This is a genomic window from Mycobacterium sp. (genome assembly GCF_029961025.1).
GTDB lineage: Bacteria > Actinomycetota > Actinomycetes > Mycobacteriales > Mycobacteriaceae > Mycobacterium.
This window is the reverse complement of the sequence record NZ_JASBVP010000005.1, coordinates 135,451-150,011: the sequence shown is the minus strand read 5'-3', so window position 1 is coordinate 150,011 and position 14,561 is coordinate 135,451. Positions and strand designations below refer to the sequence as shown.

The 14,561-nt window shown below is 68.1% G+C and carries 15 protein-coding genes; 4 read left to right on the top strand and 11 right to left on the bottom strand.

Going from position 1 to position 14,561, the window contains the following annotated elements; translation table 11 throughout:
* Positions 1–42: 42 nt before the first annotated feature.
* Positions 43–2,058 (top strand): TPM domain-containing protein, encoded by a 2,016-nt coding sequence (locus tag QJR12_RS07175; RefSeq protein ID WP_300580176.1) that lies wholly within the window; start codon positions 43–45, stop codon positions 2,056–2,058.
* A gap of 16 nt (positions 2,059–2,074) precedes the next feature.
* On the opposite strand, the gene QJR12_RS07170 is transcribed toward QJR12_RS07175, so the two are convergent.
* Positions 2,075–3,469, bottom strand: coding sequence for a glycine--tRNA ligase (locus QJR12_RS07170; RefSeq protein ID WP_300580174.1), 1,395 nt, complete (start codon positions 3,467–3,469; stop codon positions 2,075–2,077).
* A gap of 194 nt (positions 3,470–3,663) precedes the next feature.
* Here QJR12_RS07170 and QJR12_RS07165 point away from each other — a divergent pair, with 194 nt between their 5' ends.
* Both QJR12_RS07165 and QJR12_RS07160 read left to right on the top strand, forming a co-directional pair.
* Positions 3,664–4,068, top strand: coding sequence for a metalloregulator ArsR/SmtB family transcription factor (locus QJR12_RS07165; protein WP_300580173.1), 405 nt, complete (start codon positions 3,664–3,666; stop codon positions 4,066–4,068).
* Positions 4,065–4,463 carry a Fur family transcriptional regulator gene (locus tag QJR12_RS07160; RefSeq protein WP_300580171.1) on the top strand — a complete coding sequence of 133 codons (399 nt, stop codon included), beginning with the start codon at positions 4,065–4,067 and terminating at the stop codon, positions 4,461–4,463. The genes QJR12_RS07165 and QJR12_RS07160 overlap by 4 nt, the downstream gene beginning before the upstream one ends.
* A gap of 80 nt (positions 4,464–4,543) precedes the next feature.
* Here QJR12_RS07160 and QJR12_RS07155 read toward each other — a convergent pair whose 3' ends face one another.
* Genes QJR12_RS07155 through recO form a run of 3 tightly spaced genes read right to left on the bottom strand, consistent with a single transcriptional unit; the run spans position 4,544 to position 6,664 of the window.
* The gene (locus QJR12_RS07155; RefSeq protein ID WP_300580169.1) at positions 4,544–4,960 is read right to left on the bottom strand and encodes a hypothetical protein; all 417 of its coding nucleotides are present in this window, start codon (positions 4,958–4,960) and stop codon (positions 4,544–4,546) included.
* Entirely contained in the window at positions 4,960–5,874 is a 915-nt protein-coding gene (locus QJR12_RS07150; RefSeq protein WP_300580168.1) for a decaprenyl diphosphate synthase, read from the bottom strand. The genes QJR12_RS07155 and QJR12_RS07150 overlap by 1 nt, the downstream gene beginning before the upstream one ends.
* Positions 5,834–6,664 carry a DNA repair protein RecO gene (gene recO, locus QJR12_RS07145; RefSeq protein ID WP_300580166.1) on the bottom strand — a complete coding sequence of 277 codons (831 nt, stop codon included), beginning with the start codon at positions 6,662–6,664 and terminating at the stop codon, positions 5,834–5,836. Before recO ends, QJR12_RS07150 begins: the two co-directional genes overlap by 41 nt.
* Before the next feature lie 132 nt (positions 6,665–6,796).
* Here recO and QJR12_RS07140 point away from each other — a divergent pair, with 132 nt between their 5' ends.
* The gene (locus QJR12_RS07140) at positions 6,797–8,272 is read left to right on the top strand and encodes an amidase (protein ID WP_300580164.1); all 1,476 of its coding nucleotides are present in this window, start codon (positions 6,797–6,799) and stop codon (positions 8,270–8,272) included.
* A 12-nt stretch (positions 8,273–8,284) separates the two neighbouring features.
* Here QJR12_RS07140 and era read toward each other — a convergent pair whose 3' ends face one another.
* The 7 genes from era to dnaJ are packed head-to-tail and all read right to left on the bottom strand — an operon-like array spanning position 8,285 to position 14,494.
* Positions 8,285–9,199, bottom strand: a complete 915-nt coding sequence (era, locus tag QJR12_RS07135; protein ID WP_300580162.1) for a GTPase Era — start codon at positions 9,197–9,199, stop codon at positions 8,285–8,287.
* Positions 9,200–9,230: 31 nt separating this feature from the next.
* A complete protein-coding gene (locus QJR12_RS07130) occupies positions 9,231–9,554 on the bottom strand; it encodes a cytidine deaminase (protein ID WP_300580161.1) in 324 nt (107 codons plus the stop codon).
* Entirely contained in the window at positions 9,547–10,854 is a 1,308-nt protein-coding gene (locus QJR12_RS07125) for a hemolysin family protein (protein ID WP_300580159.1), read from the bottom strand. The genes QJR12_RS07130 and QJR12_RS07125 overlap by 8 nt, the downstream gene beginning before the upstream one ends.
* Positions 10,851–11,384 (bottom strand): rRNA maturation RNase YbeY, encoded by a 534-nt coding sequence (ybeY, locus tag QJR12_RS07120; protein ID WP_300580481.1) that lies wholly within the window; start codon positions 11,382–11,384, stop codon positions 10,851–10,853. The genes QJR12_RS07125 and ybeY overlap by 4 nt, the downstream gene beginning before the upstream one ends.
* Before the next feature lie 34 nt (positions 11,385–11,418).
* Positions 11,419–12,471, bottom strand: a complete 1,053-nt coding sequence (locus QJR12_RS07115) for a PhoH family protein (RefSeq protein ID WP_300580157.1) — start codon at positions 12,469–12,471, stop codon at positions 11,419–11,421.
* Positions 12,472–12,516: 45 nt separating this feature from the next.
* Positions 12,517–13,332: a 16S rRNA (uracil(1498)-N(3))-methyltransferase gene (locus QJR12_RS07110; RefSeq protein WP_300580156.1), complete on the bottom strand. Its 816-nt coding sequence runs from the start codon at positions 13,330–13,332 to the stop codon at positions 12,517–12,519.
* A gap of 13 nt (positions 13,333–13,345) precedes the next feature.
* Positions 13,346–14,494 (bottom strand): molecular chaperone DnaJ, encoded by a 1,149-nt coding sequence (gene dnaJ / locus QJR12_RS07105; RefSeq protein ID WP_300580155.1) that lies wholly within the window; start codon positions 14,492–14,494, stop codon positions 13,346–13,348.
* Between the last annotated feature and the right edge of the window lie 67 nt (positions 14,495–14,561).

Here is a 14,561-nt window from a genome sequence, read left to right as displayed (position 1 = left end):
GGGCCGGTCGGGCCGCATCGCCGACGGGTTTAGATTGGCCGCATGCGGGTTGCTCGTCTGCTCGCCGTCCTAGCGGCGCTCGCCGCGACGGCGCTGCTTGTGGCGCCGGCCGCCACCGCACAACCGCCGTTGCGGCTGCCCGGCTACATCACCGACGACGCCAATGCGCTGACCGAGTCCGGCCGCGCCGCCGTGCGATCGGCCATCGACCGGCTCTACACCGACCGGCGGATCCGGCTCTGGGTGGTCTATGTCGACAACTTCTCCGGGCAAGGCGCGGTGAGCTGGGCACGAAGCACCCGCCGGGTGAGCGATCTGGGCGACTTCGACGCCCTGCTCGCGGTGGCCACACTCGACCGGTCGTATGCCTTCCTGGTGCCGTCGAGCGTGCCCGGCATCGGCTCCCGTCAGGTCGACGATCTGCGGCGCAACCGGATCGAACCGGCGCTGCGCCGGGGCGACTGGAGCGGCGCGGCGGTGGCCGCGGCCGACGGGCTCGACGCGCCGCCCGCGTCAGCGGGATGGATGCCGCTATTGGCCGCATTGGGTGTCGTCGCGATCGCGTTGCTGGTTGTGCTGCTAATCGTGCGCTACCGGCGCGGACGGCGTCGGGCGGCGGAGTTGGCGGCGGCCCGGCGAGTCGACCCGACCGACCCGGACGCGCTCGCCGCGCTGCCGTTGCACGCGCTCGACAGCCTGTCGCGAACAATGGTGGTCGCCGTCGACAACGCGTTACGCACCAGCGCCAACGAGCTGGCGCTGGCGATCGAGGAGTTCGGCGAAGACCGGACCGAACCGTTCACCCGCGCGGTCAACAACGCCAAAGCGGCCCTGGCCCAAGCGTTCACCGTGCGTCAACAACTCGACGACGCGCTACCCGAGACGCCGGAGCAGCGGCGCGAACTGCTGACCCGGGTGATCGTCTCGGCGGCGCGCGCCGATCGGGAACTGGAGTCGCAGACCGCGGCGTTCGAGCGGCTTCGGGACCTGGTGACCAACGCCCCCTCGCGGCTTGACGGGTTGACCCAGCAGTTCGTCGAGCTGACCGCCCGCATCGCTCCGGCGGCACAGCGACTCAGCGAGCTGCACCGCGAATTCGACGCTGCCGCCCTGACGTCGATAGCCGGCAACGTCGACGCCGCCAAGGAACGCCTGGCGTTCGCCGAGCAGAACATCGACCGCGCCCGTGAGCTTGCCGCGCGGCCGGTCAGCGGGCAGCAGGGCGGTTTGGTCGACGCCGTCCGTGCCGCCGAGTCGGCGCTGGGGCAAGCCCGTGCGCTTTTGGACGCCGTCGACAGCGCGTCCAGCGATATCCGCCACGCCGTCGCCGAGCTGCCGTCGCTGGTCGCCGACCTCCGGGCGGGCATCGAGCAAGCCGACGCCCGATTGCAGAACTTGCAGAACGCCCGGCCCGCGGCGACCCCGCACACCCGCGAGCTGGCCGCCGCTCGCGATTCGGCGGTTAAGGCCCTCGACACCGCGCACGCCCACGGCTCCGCCGACCCGCTGGCGACGTTTCACCAATTGACCACGGCGGCCGCGGAACTGCACCGGCTGCTGGCCATGGTCGCCGAGGAGCAGGCCACCACCGAGCGGCTCACCCGCACGCTCGAGCAAGCGCTGTTCACCGCCCAATCGCGGGTACGGGCGGTGTCCGATTACATCGACACCCGTCGCGGCAGCGTCGGGCCCGAGGCGCGCACCCGGCTCGCCGAGGCGAACCGGGCGCTGCAAGCCGCACAGGACCAGCGCTCGACCAGCCTGCCCGAAGCGATCGCCCAAGCCAACCAGGCGGCGGAGCTGGCCGCCCAGGCGCAGTCGCTGGCCACCGCCGACGTGGAGTCCGCGCAACGTGCGTATGCGGCGCGCTACCCCGGCTCTGGCGGCGAGATGGGCGCGATGCTCGGCGGGATCATCCTCGGCGACATCCTCGGCGGCGGACTGGGCTGGGGCGGTGGCTGGGGTGCTGGCTGGGGCGGTGGCTGGAGCCCCACCTCCTTCGGCGGATCCCCGGGACCCGGCGACGGCGGTCTCTTGGGCGGCGGTGGGCGGTTCTGAACCCCTCCCCGCGGAATCAGCAGCAGCCCTTGAGCCGCTTCGCCAGGTAGTCCGCGACGTTGTCGATGGCGACCCGATCCTGCATCATGCTGTCGCGCTCGCGCACGGTGACGGCGTGATCCTCGAGCGACTCGAAATCCACCGTCACGCAAAACGGCGTGCCGACCTCGTCCTGGCGGCGGTAGCGCCGCCCGATCGCGCCGGCGTCGTCGAACTCGACGTTCCAGCATCGGCGCAACTCCGCCGCCAGATCGCGGGCTTTCGGGCTCAGATCGGGGTGCCGCGACAGCGGCAGCACCGCCGCTTTGACCGGCGCCAGCCGCGGATCCAGCCGCAGCACGGTGCGCTTGTCCATCCCGCCCTTGGCGTTAGGAGCCTCATCCTGGGCATATGCGTCGATCAGAAACGCCATGAACGAGCGGGTCAGCCCCGCCGCCGGCTCGATCACATAGGGCAGGTAGCGGGTGTCGCTGGCCTGATCGTAGAACGACAGGTCGACCCCGGAATGCTTGGAGTGCGTGGACAAGTCGAAGTCAGTGCGGTTAGCGACACCTTCCAGCTCCCCCCACGGGTTGCCGGCGAAGCCGAACTTGTACTCGATGTCGACGGTGCGTGTCGAGTAGTGCGAGAGCTTGTCTTTGGGGTGCTCCCACAACCGCAGGTTGTCGGGCTTGATCCCCAGGTCGATATACCACTGCAGTCGATTGTCGATCCAATATTGGTGCCAGTCGGCGGCCGTCGACGGTTCGACGAAGAACTCCATCTCCATCTGCTCGAATTCACGCGTTCGGAAAATGAAGTTGCCGGGGGTGATCTCGTTGCGGAAGCTTTTACCCACCTGGGCGATGCCGAAAGGCGGTTTTTTGCGCGCGGTGGTCACCACGTTGGCGAAGTTGATGAAGATGCCCTGCGCGGTTTCCGGCCGCAAATAGTGCAACCCCTCCTCGGATTCGATCGGCCCGAGATAGGTCTTGAGCATCATGTTGAACTCTCGCGGCTCGGTCCACCGGCCGGGCTCCCCGGTGTCCGGGTCGCGAATATCGGCCAGCCCGTTGGGCGGCGGGTGGCCATGCTTGGCCTCATAGGCCTCGATGAGCTCGTCGGCGCGGTAACGCTTATGGGTGATCAGCGATTCCACCAGCGGGTCATGAAACACCTCGAGATGACCGGAGGCCACCCATACCTCGCGGGGCAAGATGATCGACGAGTCGATCCCGACGACATCCTCGCGGCTGGTGACCACCGAATGCCACCACTGCCGCTTGATGTTCTCCTTGAGCTCCACCCCCAGCGGACCGAAATCCCACGCGGATCTGGTGCCGCCGTAAATCTCCCCCGAGGGGTAGACCAGGCCGCGCCGTTTGGCCAAATTGACGACGGTGTCGATGACGGACGCCACGAGGTGGTGCACTCCTGTCTGGGACGCGGGACGGTGATCTCGGGCAGCTTCGCGCAGGAGCGACCGGCCGCTGGCCCCAAGACCACCAGTCATCGTAGCGAGCGGCACCAGGGATCTTTGACATGCATCATTACGCATGTGACAGTGGAGTCAACCGCCAGCGTTTCTCGGTCGCGTCGCATCGGCGTCGCTCGAAGGTGAGGGTCATGTCCCGGTCAACGACCACCGCAGCGGGCGGCGCGCTCGAATCCCGGCCGGGCGCCGGTGTGGCCGCGGATCACCGGGGGGGCACGTCGGCGTTGTCCAGGCTTCCCGCTCCACCGCCGCGGGAAATCCTCGACTCCGCCGGTGAGCTGCTACGCGCGCTGGCCGCGCCGGTGCGGATCGCCATCGTGTTGCAGCTTCGTGAATCCCAGCGTTGCGTGCACGAGCTGGTCGACGCGCTGGGGGTGCCGCAGCCGCTGGTCAGCCAGCACCTGAAGATCCTCAAGGCCGCGGGTGTGGTCACCGGCGAGCGTTCCGGCCGCGAGGTGCTCTACCGGCTGGCCGATCACCACCTTGCCCACATCGTCCTCGACGCGGTCGCTCACGCCGGTGAGGACACCCCGTGACCCGACCCAGCGTGCGCTCCACCCGCCAGCGGGCGGCGATCTCGACGCTGTTGGAGACGCTTGACGACTTCCGCTCGGCTCAGGAGCTGCACGACGAGTTGCGCCGGCGCGGCGAGAACATCGGGCTGACCACCGTGTATCGGACATTGCAGTCGATGGCGGCGGCGGGCCTGCTGGACACCCTGCGCACCGACACCGGCGAAGCGGTCTACCGGCGCTGCTCGGAACATCACCACCACCACCTGGTGTGCCGCAACTGCGGGTGCACCGTGGAGGTCGGTGACCGCGAGGTCGAAACGTGGGCCGCCGCGGTGGCGGCCGAACACGGATTTTCCGATGTCAGCCACACCATCGAGATCTTCGGTACTTGCGCGCAGTGCCAACGGCCGGCCTAACCCGGGGCTAGCCCGGCCCAGCCCGGCCCAGTCCGGCAACGATGCGGGCGGAACGGGCCGAGGAGGAGCCGGCCAACGACCTAACGTGTCAGCGCGCGGCGGATCTCGGCGCCGGTGTCGAGCACTATCAAGATCAGCGTGCGCAGCGCGTCGTCGGTCAGGCCGGCGCCGGGAAAGTTGTAGCGCAGCATCACGTCCGCGGTTTTGCCGCAGTGGCCCTTGGTGGTTGCCTGGCCGGCCTTTTCGACCAGGACCACCGCGCCGAACTGCGCAGTGCGCGCCTGCGCGGCGACACGGTCGCGAACCTTTTTGGTCAGCGGCAGATCCCAGGCCACCATCTGGGTGAGCGACACCAGTTCAAGGCCCTCGACAACGGTCACGACCCGCAACGACGCGAACGTGCCGTCGTGACGCAGTGTCAGCGCGCCATCGGGTTCCTTTGCGACGGGCAAGATTTCGTCCAGTATCAAGACCAGTCGCTCGCGCAGGGAGGACATTATGCGCGCCCAAATCGTCGGTGGCGTGCCGCGTATTCTTCACAGGCCGCCCACAGGTCGCGGCGGTCATAGTCGGGCCATAGTTTGTGCTGGAAGATGTACTCGGCATAGGCCGCCTGCCAGAGCATGAAATTGCTGGACCGCTGCTCCCCCGAGGTGCGCAGCAACAGGTCCACATCGGGTGTGTCGGGCCGGTACAAGTGGCGGGCGACGGTTGCCTCGGTGATCCGATCCGGGTCTAGCCTTCCGGCAGCGGCCTCACGCGCGATTTCCTTTGTCGCTTCGGTAATCTCGGTGCGACCACCATAGTTGACGCAGTAATTGATGGTGATGACGTCGTTATCCGCGGTCATCTTCTCGGCGATTTCGAGTTCTTTGATGACACTGCGCCACAAGCGTGGCCGTGAGCCCACCCACCGGATCCGCACACCGATCGCGTTGAGGTTCTCGCGGCGCCGGCGCACCACGTCACGGTTGAACCCCATCAGAAAACGCACCTCCTCGGCGGAGCGTTTCCAGTTCTCGGTGGAAAACGCATACAGGCTCAGCCACTTGATACCGAGTTCGATAGCACCGCAGGCGACGTCGATCACGACCGCCTCGCCCATCTTGTGTCCCTCGGTACGGGGCAGTCCGCGCTGAGTGGCCCAGCGGCCGTTGCCGTCCATCACGATGGCCACGTGGTTGGGCAGCTGGGCGGCCGGAATCCGTGGGGCCGCCGCCTTCGACGTGTGTTGGGGCGGCCGGCGAGGACCGCCGTGAGGGGCGGGCGGAAGCTCCGGGAACACCACGGGCCACGTCGACGTGTCGGGAAAGGTCGGGTAGTCGGGGGGTGCCGGGTCCAGCTGGGGGTAGCCGCTGGCCGGCCGGTGCTCAACCGCCCGCCGGGAGCTGCCGACCCGGTTCCTCACCATGGGCCACATCCTGCCCGACCAGCGATACCCGACGGCCGGTGAGGCTGCGATCGGCCCGATCTGTGCGCTCTACCAGGGGCAGTGTCCGCAGCTGGCGCTCCAGATGCCACTGCAGATGTGCGGCCACCAATCCGCTGGCCTGGCGCCGGTGGGACGCCGGCGCCCCTTGGGCGGTTTCCCAGTCGCCGTCGCGCAGCGCGGACATCAGTCCCAGCACACCCACCGGGGGCGTGATCGCACCGGCCGGCCGGCAGCGTGAGCAGACGCTGCCCCCGGCCGCGATGTGAAACGCCCGGTGCGGACCGGGAGTGGCGCAGCGGGCACATTCCGTGAGCGCCGGCGCCCATCCGGCGATGCTCATGGCACGTAGCAGATAGGCATCCAACACCAGTTCGCGGGGCCGGTGCCCGTCCGCCACCGCCCGCAACGCGGCCACGGTGAGCCGGTGCAAAGCCGGGACCGGGGCCCGCTCCTCGCCGGCGAGGCGTTCGGCGGTCTCGAGCATTGCGCACGCGCTGGTGTAGCGGCCGTAGTCACCGACGATGCCGGCGGCGAATGCGTCGATCGAGACGACCTGGGTGACGATGTCCAGATTACGGCCGGGATGCAACTGCACGTCGATGTGCGCGAACGGCTCTAAGCGGGCGCCAAACTTGCTGCGGGTGCGCCGCACCCCCTTGGCCACGGCGCGAACCAGCCCGTGATCGTGGGTCAGCAGGGTGACGATCCGGTCGGCTTCGCCGAGTTTATGCTGGCGCAGCACCACCGCGCGATCCCGGTACGGCCGCATCCTCTCAGTCTCGCATCGATGCTGAAATATCCCCGGAATGGTGTCGGCATTGCGCGCCCGAAGTTGGTGGCATCCCCATACGCTCGGTGGTGTGCACCCCGGTACGCTCGGTAACCCCTACGCTCGATAGCGATGACTCGCCCATGCAGTTCCGGCAATCCGCGGTTTCCCACCCTGACGGATCAGCTCTACCAGCTGGCCAACGGTGAGGTGACTTCCGAAGAGCTGGTCCGCCGTTCGCTGCAGGCCATCATCCGCAGCCAGTCCACGCTCAACGCCTTCCGGGTGGTGTTGACCGACTCGGCGCTGGCCGAAGCCGTCGAGGCGGACCGGCGGCGGGCCGCCGGCGACACCGCGCCGCTGCTGGGTGTGCCGATCGCGGTCAAAGACGACGTCGACATCGCCGGAGTGCCAACAGCCTTCGGCACCGTGGGATACGTAGCTCCGGCCACCGCCGACGCGGAGGTGGTGCGTCGGCTGAAGGCGGCGGGCGCGGTGATCGTCGGCAAGACCAACACCTGCGAGCTCGGCCAGTGGCCGTTTACCGGTGGACCCGGATTCGGGCACACCCGCAACCCCTGGTCGCGAATCCACACGCCGGGCGGATCGTCGGGCGGCAGCGCGGCGGCGGTGGCCGCGGGCCTGGTCACCGCCGCGATCGGCTCCGACGGGGCCGGCAGTGTTCGCATCCCCGCGGCATGGACGCACCTGGTGGGCATCAAGCCGCAACGCGGCCGCATCTCCACGTGGCCGTTGCCGGAGGCGTTCCACGGCGTCACCGTCCACGGCGTGCTGGCCCGCACGGTGGCCGATGCGGCGCTGGTGCTCGACGCCGCGTCCGGCAACGTCGAGGGCGACCGGCACAAACCGCCGCCACTGACCGTTTCCGACTACCTTGGCACCGCGCCGGGTCCGCTGAAGATCGCGATGTCGACGCAGTTCCCGTTCACCGGGTTTCGGGCCACACTGCACCCGGAGATCCGTGCCGCGCTGCACAACGTGGCCGGACAGCTGGAGCGGCTGGGCCACACCGTGGTGCCGGCCAACCCGGACTACGGGGTGCGGTTGTCCTGGGATTTCCTGTGCCGGGCCACCTCCGGCCTGCTGGACTGGGCGGAACGGCTGGGTCCGGACGTCACCTGGGATCCGCGCACGGTGGCCAACATCCGCCTGGGCCGGCTGCTCTCGGAGTCCGCGTTGCGCACCGCGCTGGCGCACGAGGCGGCCGACCGGAGCCGGGTGGGTTCGATCTTCCTGTACGTCGACGTCGTGCTGGCCCCGACAACCGCGCAACCACCGCCGCTGGTGCACGCCTTTGACGGGCTGGGCGGCTGGGCCACCGATCGGCTCATGATAAGCACCTGCCCGGTGACATGGCCGTGGAACCTGCTGGGCTGGCCGTCGATCAACATCCCGGCCGGATTCACCTCAACCGGGCTGCCGATCGGTGTCCAGCTGATGGGGCCGGCCAACAGCGAAGGCATGCTGGTGTCGCTGGCCGCCGAGCTAGAGGCTTTCTGCGGCTGGGCGACCAAACAACCGGAAGTGTGGTGGGACACCGACACCGACATGCCACCGGTCCCCAGCGGGCAGCAGCCGGCGCGATGACGGCGGGAGCGGTCAAAATCCCAGCCTGCCCAGCTGTTTGGGATCCCGCTGCCAGTTCTTGGCCACCTTCACGTGCAGGTCGAGATAGACCTTGCTGCCCAGCAGCCTTTCGATCTGGTCGCGCGCTACGGTGCCGATTTTCCGCAGCCGCTCGCCGCCCTTGCCGATAATGATGCCCTTCTGGCTGGGCCGCTCGACGTAGAGCAGGGCGTGCACATCGATCAGGTCATCCCGCCCCGGGCGCGGACTGACCTCGTCGATCACCACCGCCAACGAATGTGGCAGCTCGTCGTGCACGCCCTCTAAGGCGGCTTCGCGGATGAACTCGGCCATGAGAACCTCCTCGGGTTCGTCGGTGAGCTCACCTTCGGGGTAATAGGCCGGGCCGGGCGGCAACGCGGCGGCCAGCACGTCGATCAGCACATCGAGCTGCTCGCCGGTGACCGCCGACACCGGGACAATATCGGAGACCTGCTGACCGCCAACGGACCGCATCAGCTCGTCCACGGCGACCAGCTGCGCGGCGACCCGGTCTTTGGGAACCTTGTCGATCTTGGTGACGACGACAACGAGCGTCGTCCGGGGTGCTCCCGCGCGAAGCTGCTGAACGATCCACCGGTCCCCCCGGCCGATCGCCTCGTCGGCGGGAATGCACAGCCCGATCACGTCGACTTGCGTGTAGGTGTTCCGGACCAGGTCACCCAGCCGCTGGCCTAACAGGGTGCGCGGCCGATGCAGGCCCGGGGTGTCCACCAGGACGATCTGGAAGTTCTCCCGGTGCACGATGCCGCGGATGGTATGCCGAGTGGTCTGTGGCCGGGTCGACGTGATCGCCACCTTCGAGCCGACCAGCGCGTTCATCAGCGTGGACTTCCCGGTGTTGGGCCGCCCGACGAAGCACACGAAGCCCGAATGAAACTCACTCATAGCCGGCGCGCCGAGCGCATTATCGGCACGGTCATTGCAGCACAACGCCGTTGCGATCGGTGATGATGACCGCGGCCGCGGCCGACAGCTCCCGCACCGCGGCGATACCCGGGTCGTCGGCGGAGCCGCCCACCAGCGCTGCGGCCTCGAACCCGGTCGCCCCGCTGGACACCGCCGCCGCCACCGCCGCCTGCAACGCGGTCAGCTGCAGGCTCGACAGCCGCACCGGCACACCGGTGTAGGTGCGACCGTCGCGGTCGCGCACCGCCGCACCGCTGCCGGCCTCCGTACGGACCATGGCAGCCCGCGCCAACGTCACCAGCTTGGCGTCCTCGGCATCCCGCGGCTCAGTCATCACACCGGTCCTCCCGACCGTCCTGACCGTTGGAGTCAACCCGGCTCAACAACACCGTGCCGACCCGGACCCGTCCACGATGATCCGGGCCGCCCTCGGCGTGCAGTCGCAGGCCGTGGGACACCACCTCGGCTCCGGGCAGCGGCACCCGGCCCAGCTCCAGCGCCAACAAACCGCCCACGGTGTCAACGTCAAGATCATCGCCGAACTGCACGCCATAAAGTTCGCCGAGGTCTTCGATCGGCAGCCGCGCCGATACCCGGTAGCGGTTGTCGCCCAAATGCTCTATCGGTGCGACCTCGGCCTGATCGTATTCGTCGGCGATCTCACCGACGATTTCCTCCAGCACATCCTCGATGGTCACCAGCCCGGCGATTGCACCGTACTCATCGACCAGCAACGCCATATGGTTGCGATCCCGTTGCATTTCCCGCAACAGAGCGTCGAGGGGTTTACAGTCCGGAACGAACACCGCCGGGCGCATCACCTGGGCCACCGTTGGCTCCCCACCCCGGTCGGTCGCGTGATATGCGTGCTGCACAAGATCTTTCAGGTAGACCACCCCGAGGATGTCGTCAATGTTCTCCCCGATCACCGGAATACGTGAATGGCCGCTGCGGACCGCCAGGGATATCGCACTGCTTACCGGTTTGTCGCCTTCGATCCAGATCATCTCGGTGCGCGGCACCATCACTTCGCGCGCCGGTGTGTCCGCCAGCTCGAAAACCGACTGGATCATCCGGCGCTCGTCGGCGGCGACCACCCCGCGTTGCTGGGCCAGATCGACGACTTCACGCAGCTCGATCTCGGATGCGAACGGGCCGTTGTGAAATCCCCGTCCCGGGGTAAGGGTGTTGCCCAGCACCACCAACAGTCGGCTGATCGGCATCAACAGCCACGAAATCGCCTGCAGCGGAAGGGCGGCCATTAAAGCGATGGGATACGCGTGCTGGCGCCCGAGGGTGCGCGGACCGACACCGATGACGATGAAGCTGATCACCACCATGATCGCCGCGGCGGCGAACAACCCCCAATCCAGGCTGAGGTACACATAGAAAAACGCCACCAGCAATGCGGTTGCGGTGATCTCACAGATGATCCGCAGCAACACCACCAGGTTGATGTAGCTCGGCCGTTGTTCCATCACCTTGGCCAGCCGCACCGCACCGGGTCGCTCGTCGCGGACCAGCTCGTGCACCCGGGCCATCGACACCGTGCTGATCGCCGCGTCGATCGCCGCAAACAACCCGCCCAGACCGATCAACAGGATCGCTCCGAGCAGCGGGGCCCATCCGGTCAATTCTCGAAATACCTTGACTTGTCCAGCAACCGGCGATCCTTCTCGGCCTGGCGAGCTTGCTCGTAGGCCTCGACCTGGTCGGCGACCCACTCTTCCAGCAACCGATGCTGCAGGGCAAACATCTCTTCTTCTTCGTCCGGCTCGGCATGATCGTAGCCGAGCAGGTGAAGCACCCCATGGATAGTCAGCAGCGCCAGCTCCTGGCCGAGGCTGTGGCCTGCGGCGGCGGCCTGCTCGGCGGCGAATTCCGGGCAGAGCACCACGTCGCCCAGCATGGACGGCCCGGGTTCGGGGGCATCGGGGCGGCCCCCCGGCTCGAGCTCGTCCATGGGGAAGCTCATCACGTCGGTCGGCCCGGGCAGGTCCATCCAGCGCAGATGCAGATCGGCCATGGCCGCGGTGTCCAACAGCAGCAGCGACAGCTCGGCGGCCGGGTTGACGCCCATTCTGTCGAGGACGAAGCGGGCCACACTGATCAGCTCCGTTTCGGAGACGTCGTAGCCCGACTCGTTGGCAACCTCGATGCTCACGCGCTGACCTGCCTTCTGCGCTCCAACTGCGCCCTCACCGGCGATGTCGGACACCGGCCGCGCGCCGCGCGGCCCGATTCATCATCAGCCCGGGCGCTTCGTATTTGGCGTAGGCCTCGACGATCTCCGAAACCAGCCGATGGCGCACCACGTCAACGCTGGTCAGCTCCACGATGTGGATGTCGTCGACGTCCTCGAGGATGTCGACCGCGGCCCGCAGACCCGACGTGGCGCCGCCGGGCAGGTCGATCTGGGTGACGTCACCGGTGACCACGACCTTGGAGCCGAATCCCAGCCGGGTGAGAAACATCTTCATCTGCTCGGCGGTGGTGTTCTGCGCCTCGTCGAGGATGATGAATGCGTCATTGAGGGTCCGCCCCCGCATATACGCCAACGGCGCGACTTCGATCACCCCGGCGGCCATCAGCTTGGGGATCAGCTCCGGCTCCATCATGTCGTAGAGCGCGTCGTAGAGCGGCCGCAGATACGGGTCGATCTTTTCGCTCAACGTGCCAGGCAAAAAGCCAAGGCGCTCACCGGCTTCCACCGCAGGGCGGGTCAAGATAATGCGGGTGACCTGCTTGGTTTGCAGCGCGTTGACCGCCTTGGCCATCGCCAAATAGGTCTTGCCGGTGCCGGCCGGACCGATCCCGAAGACGATGGTGTTGGCGTCGATCGCGTCGACGTAGCGTTTCTGGTTGAGGGTCTTCGGCCGGATCGTCTTACCACGGCGCGACAAGATATCGAGGGTGAGCACCTCGGCCGGCGACTCGTTACCGGCGCCGACCAGCATGGCAACGCTGTGACGGACCACCTCGGGTGTCAGCGTCTGCCCGCCGGCCACGATCGCGACCAGTTCGGAGATCACCCGCTCGGCGAGCGCGACATCGGCGGGCTCACCGGACAGGCGGACCGAGTTGCCCCGCACATGCAGGTCGGCGGCCAGGGTACGTTCGAGCGCTCGCAGATTCTCGTCAGCGGAACCCAGCAGGCCCACGACGAGGTCGGACGGAACATCGATGCTGCTGCGCACCTGAGACGACGATGAAGAGGATGAAGAGTCAGCAGCGGTGTCGCGGGGCGTCACGTGGTTTCTGATGCCTGCTTTCCGTGGTTTCGGGTGGTTGCCGCCTCAGTCTACCGCCAGCGACCCGGCCCGGTCAGCGTCCAAAAGCGCCGACGACCCGGGGTCTTTGCCGGGGCAGTCCCAACGCGGAGTCAGCACACCCAGCGCCCCGAGCGCGACCGCGGCCGCGCTTGAGGTCCGCAGCACCATGGGCCCCAGCCGCACCGCGACGGCACCCGCGTCGGACAGCGCGGCCAGCTCGCGGGGGGTGATCCCGCCCTCCGGGCCGACCAGCAGCATCAACGAGTTGGCGGGCTTCAGAGCGAGATCGGCAAGCCTATCGGTCGCCGATTCGTGCAGGGCGAGCACCACGGTCCCCGAGGCGACCCGCTCGCGGATCCGCTGCGTCAACTCCGCCGTGGACAGCGGACCCTCGACCGGCGGAATGTGGGCCCGACGGGCCTGCCGGGCGGCCGAGCGGGCCACCGCGCGCCAGCGCCGCAAACCCTTGATGGCGCGGGCACCATCCCAGCGGGCCACGCACCGCGCCGCCTGCCAGGCCACGAACGCGTCGGCGCCGGCTTCGGTGGCCAATTCGATCGCCAATTCGGACCGCTCGGACTTGGGCAGCGCCTGCACCACCGTCACCGGCGGCTGCCCGGGCGTCACGCGCCAGCGGCCCAGCACCCGGGCGCACAGCTCACCGCGCCCGGCCCGCTCCACCACACAGCGCGCCAACACACCATCGCCGTCGCCGAGCAGGAGTTGCTCGCCCACCCGGATCCTTCGCACGTTGGCGGCATGAAAACCTTCCTCGCCGCCAACAACGGCCAGCGCACCGGCAGCGGGCAGCGCGTCGACGTAAAACAACGGCGCCCCCATCGTGGCGGGAGGGCTAGCGGCCGGTGAAGGTCTCGCGCAGCCGGCTGAACAGTCCGCCACCGCTGCCATGCACCGGCCGCACCTCGGCAACCTCGCGGTTGCGATGCATCTTCAACTCACGCAGCAACTCGGTTTCGCGATGGTCCAGCCGGGTGGGGATCACCACCTCGACGTGGACGTGCAGGTCGCCGCGCGCACTGGAACGCAGCAGCGGCATGCCGCGGCCGCGCAAGGTGATGGTCGAACCCGGCTGGGTCCCCGGGGGGATGGTGACCTCGGTGGCGCCGTCGAGAATGTCGTCGATCACGACGGTGGTGCCCAACGCGGCGTCGATCATCGGCAGCGAGATCGTGCAGTGCAGGTCGTCGCCCTCACGGACAAAGATGTCGTGCGGTTGTTCGTGAACCTCGACGTACAGATCTCCCGCCGGTCCCCCTCCAGGTCCGACTTCACCCTGGGCCGCCAGGCGGATCCGCATCCCATCGCCCACCCCGGGGGGAATCTTCACGCTGATCTCCCGGCGGGCACGCACCCGACCGTCGCCGCCGCACTGGTAGCACGGGTCGAGAATGACCTCACCGACACCGTGACAGGTGGGGCACTGCCGCGACGTCATCACCTGCCCCAGCAGCGAGCGCTGCACCGTTTGCAGCTGGCCGCTCCCGCCGCAGGTGTCGCAGCGCACCGGTGAGGAGTCGCCGTTGGTGCCCGTCCCATGGCAGCGGTCGCACAGCACCGCGGTGTCGACGGTCACCCGTTTGGTGGCACCGGCAGCACACTCTTCGAGGTCCAGCCGCAGCCGCAACAGCGAATCCGAGCCGGGACGCACCCGTCCGGTGGGGCCACGTGAAGCGGTAGCACCGCCGAAACCGCCGCCGAAGAACGCCTCGAACACGTCGCCGAGCCCGCCGAAGCCCGGGAACCCGTTAGCGGACGCGCCGGCGCTCTCCAGCGGATCCCCACCCATGTCGACGATGCGGCGTTTCTCCGGGTCGGACAGTACCTCGTAGGCGAGGCTGACCTCCTTGAACTTCGCCTGCGCTTCCTCATCGGGGTTGACATCGGGATGCAGCTCACGCGCCAGCCTGCGGTAAGCGCGTTTGATCTCCGCCTCACTCGCGTTCCTGCTGACCCCAAGCAGACCGTAGTAGTCGCGTGCCACGCCTGACCTTTCTTGTCCGCGTCTTGTCGCGTCTTGTCCGCGTTACGCCACTGTCCTGAAGCCCGGC

Bases quoted from the DNA above. Each gene is read 5' to 3' on its own strand.
- era (WP_300580162.1), bottom strand. From the start codon at position 9,199: ATGAGTGAGTTTCATTCGGGCTTCGTGTGCTTCGTCGGGCGGCCCAAC.
- QJR12_RS07150 (WP_300580168.1), bottom strand. From the start codon at position 5,874: ATGGTGAGGAACCGGGTCGGCAGCTCCCGGCGGGCGGTTGAGCACCGG.
- QJR12_RS07165 (WP_300580173.1), top strand. From the start codon at position 3,664: ATGTCCCGGTCAACGACCACCGCAGCGGGCGGCGCGCTCGAATCCCGG.
- QJR12_RS07175 (WP_300580176.1), top strand. From the start codon at position 43: ATGCGGGTTGCTCGTCTGCTCGCCGTCCTAGCGGCGCTCGCCGCGACG.
- QJR12_RS07110 (WP_300580156.1), bottom strand. From the start codon at position 13,332: ATGGGGGCGCCGTTGTTTTACGTCGACGCGCTGCCCGCTGCCGGTGCG.
- QJR12_RS07140 (WP_300580164.1), top strand. From the start codon at position 6,797: ATGACTCGCCCATGCAGTTCCGGCAATCCGCGGTTTCCCACCCTGACG.
- QJR12_RS07130 (WP_300580161.1), bottom strand. From the start codon at position 9,554: ATGACTGAGCCGCGGGATGCCGAGGACGCCAAGCTGGTGACGTTGGCG.
- recO (WP_300580166.1), bottom strand. From the start codon at position 6,664: ATGCGGCCGTACCGGGATCGCGCGGTGGTGCTGCGCCAGCATAAACTC.
- QJR12_RS07155 (WP_300580169.1), bottom strand. From the start codon at position 4,960: ATGTCCTCCCTGCGCGAGCGACTGGTCTTGATACTGGACGAAATCTTG.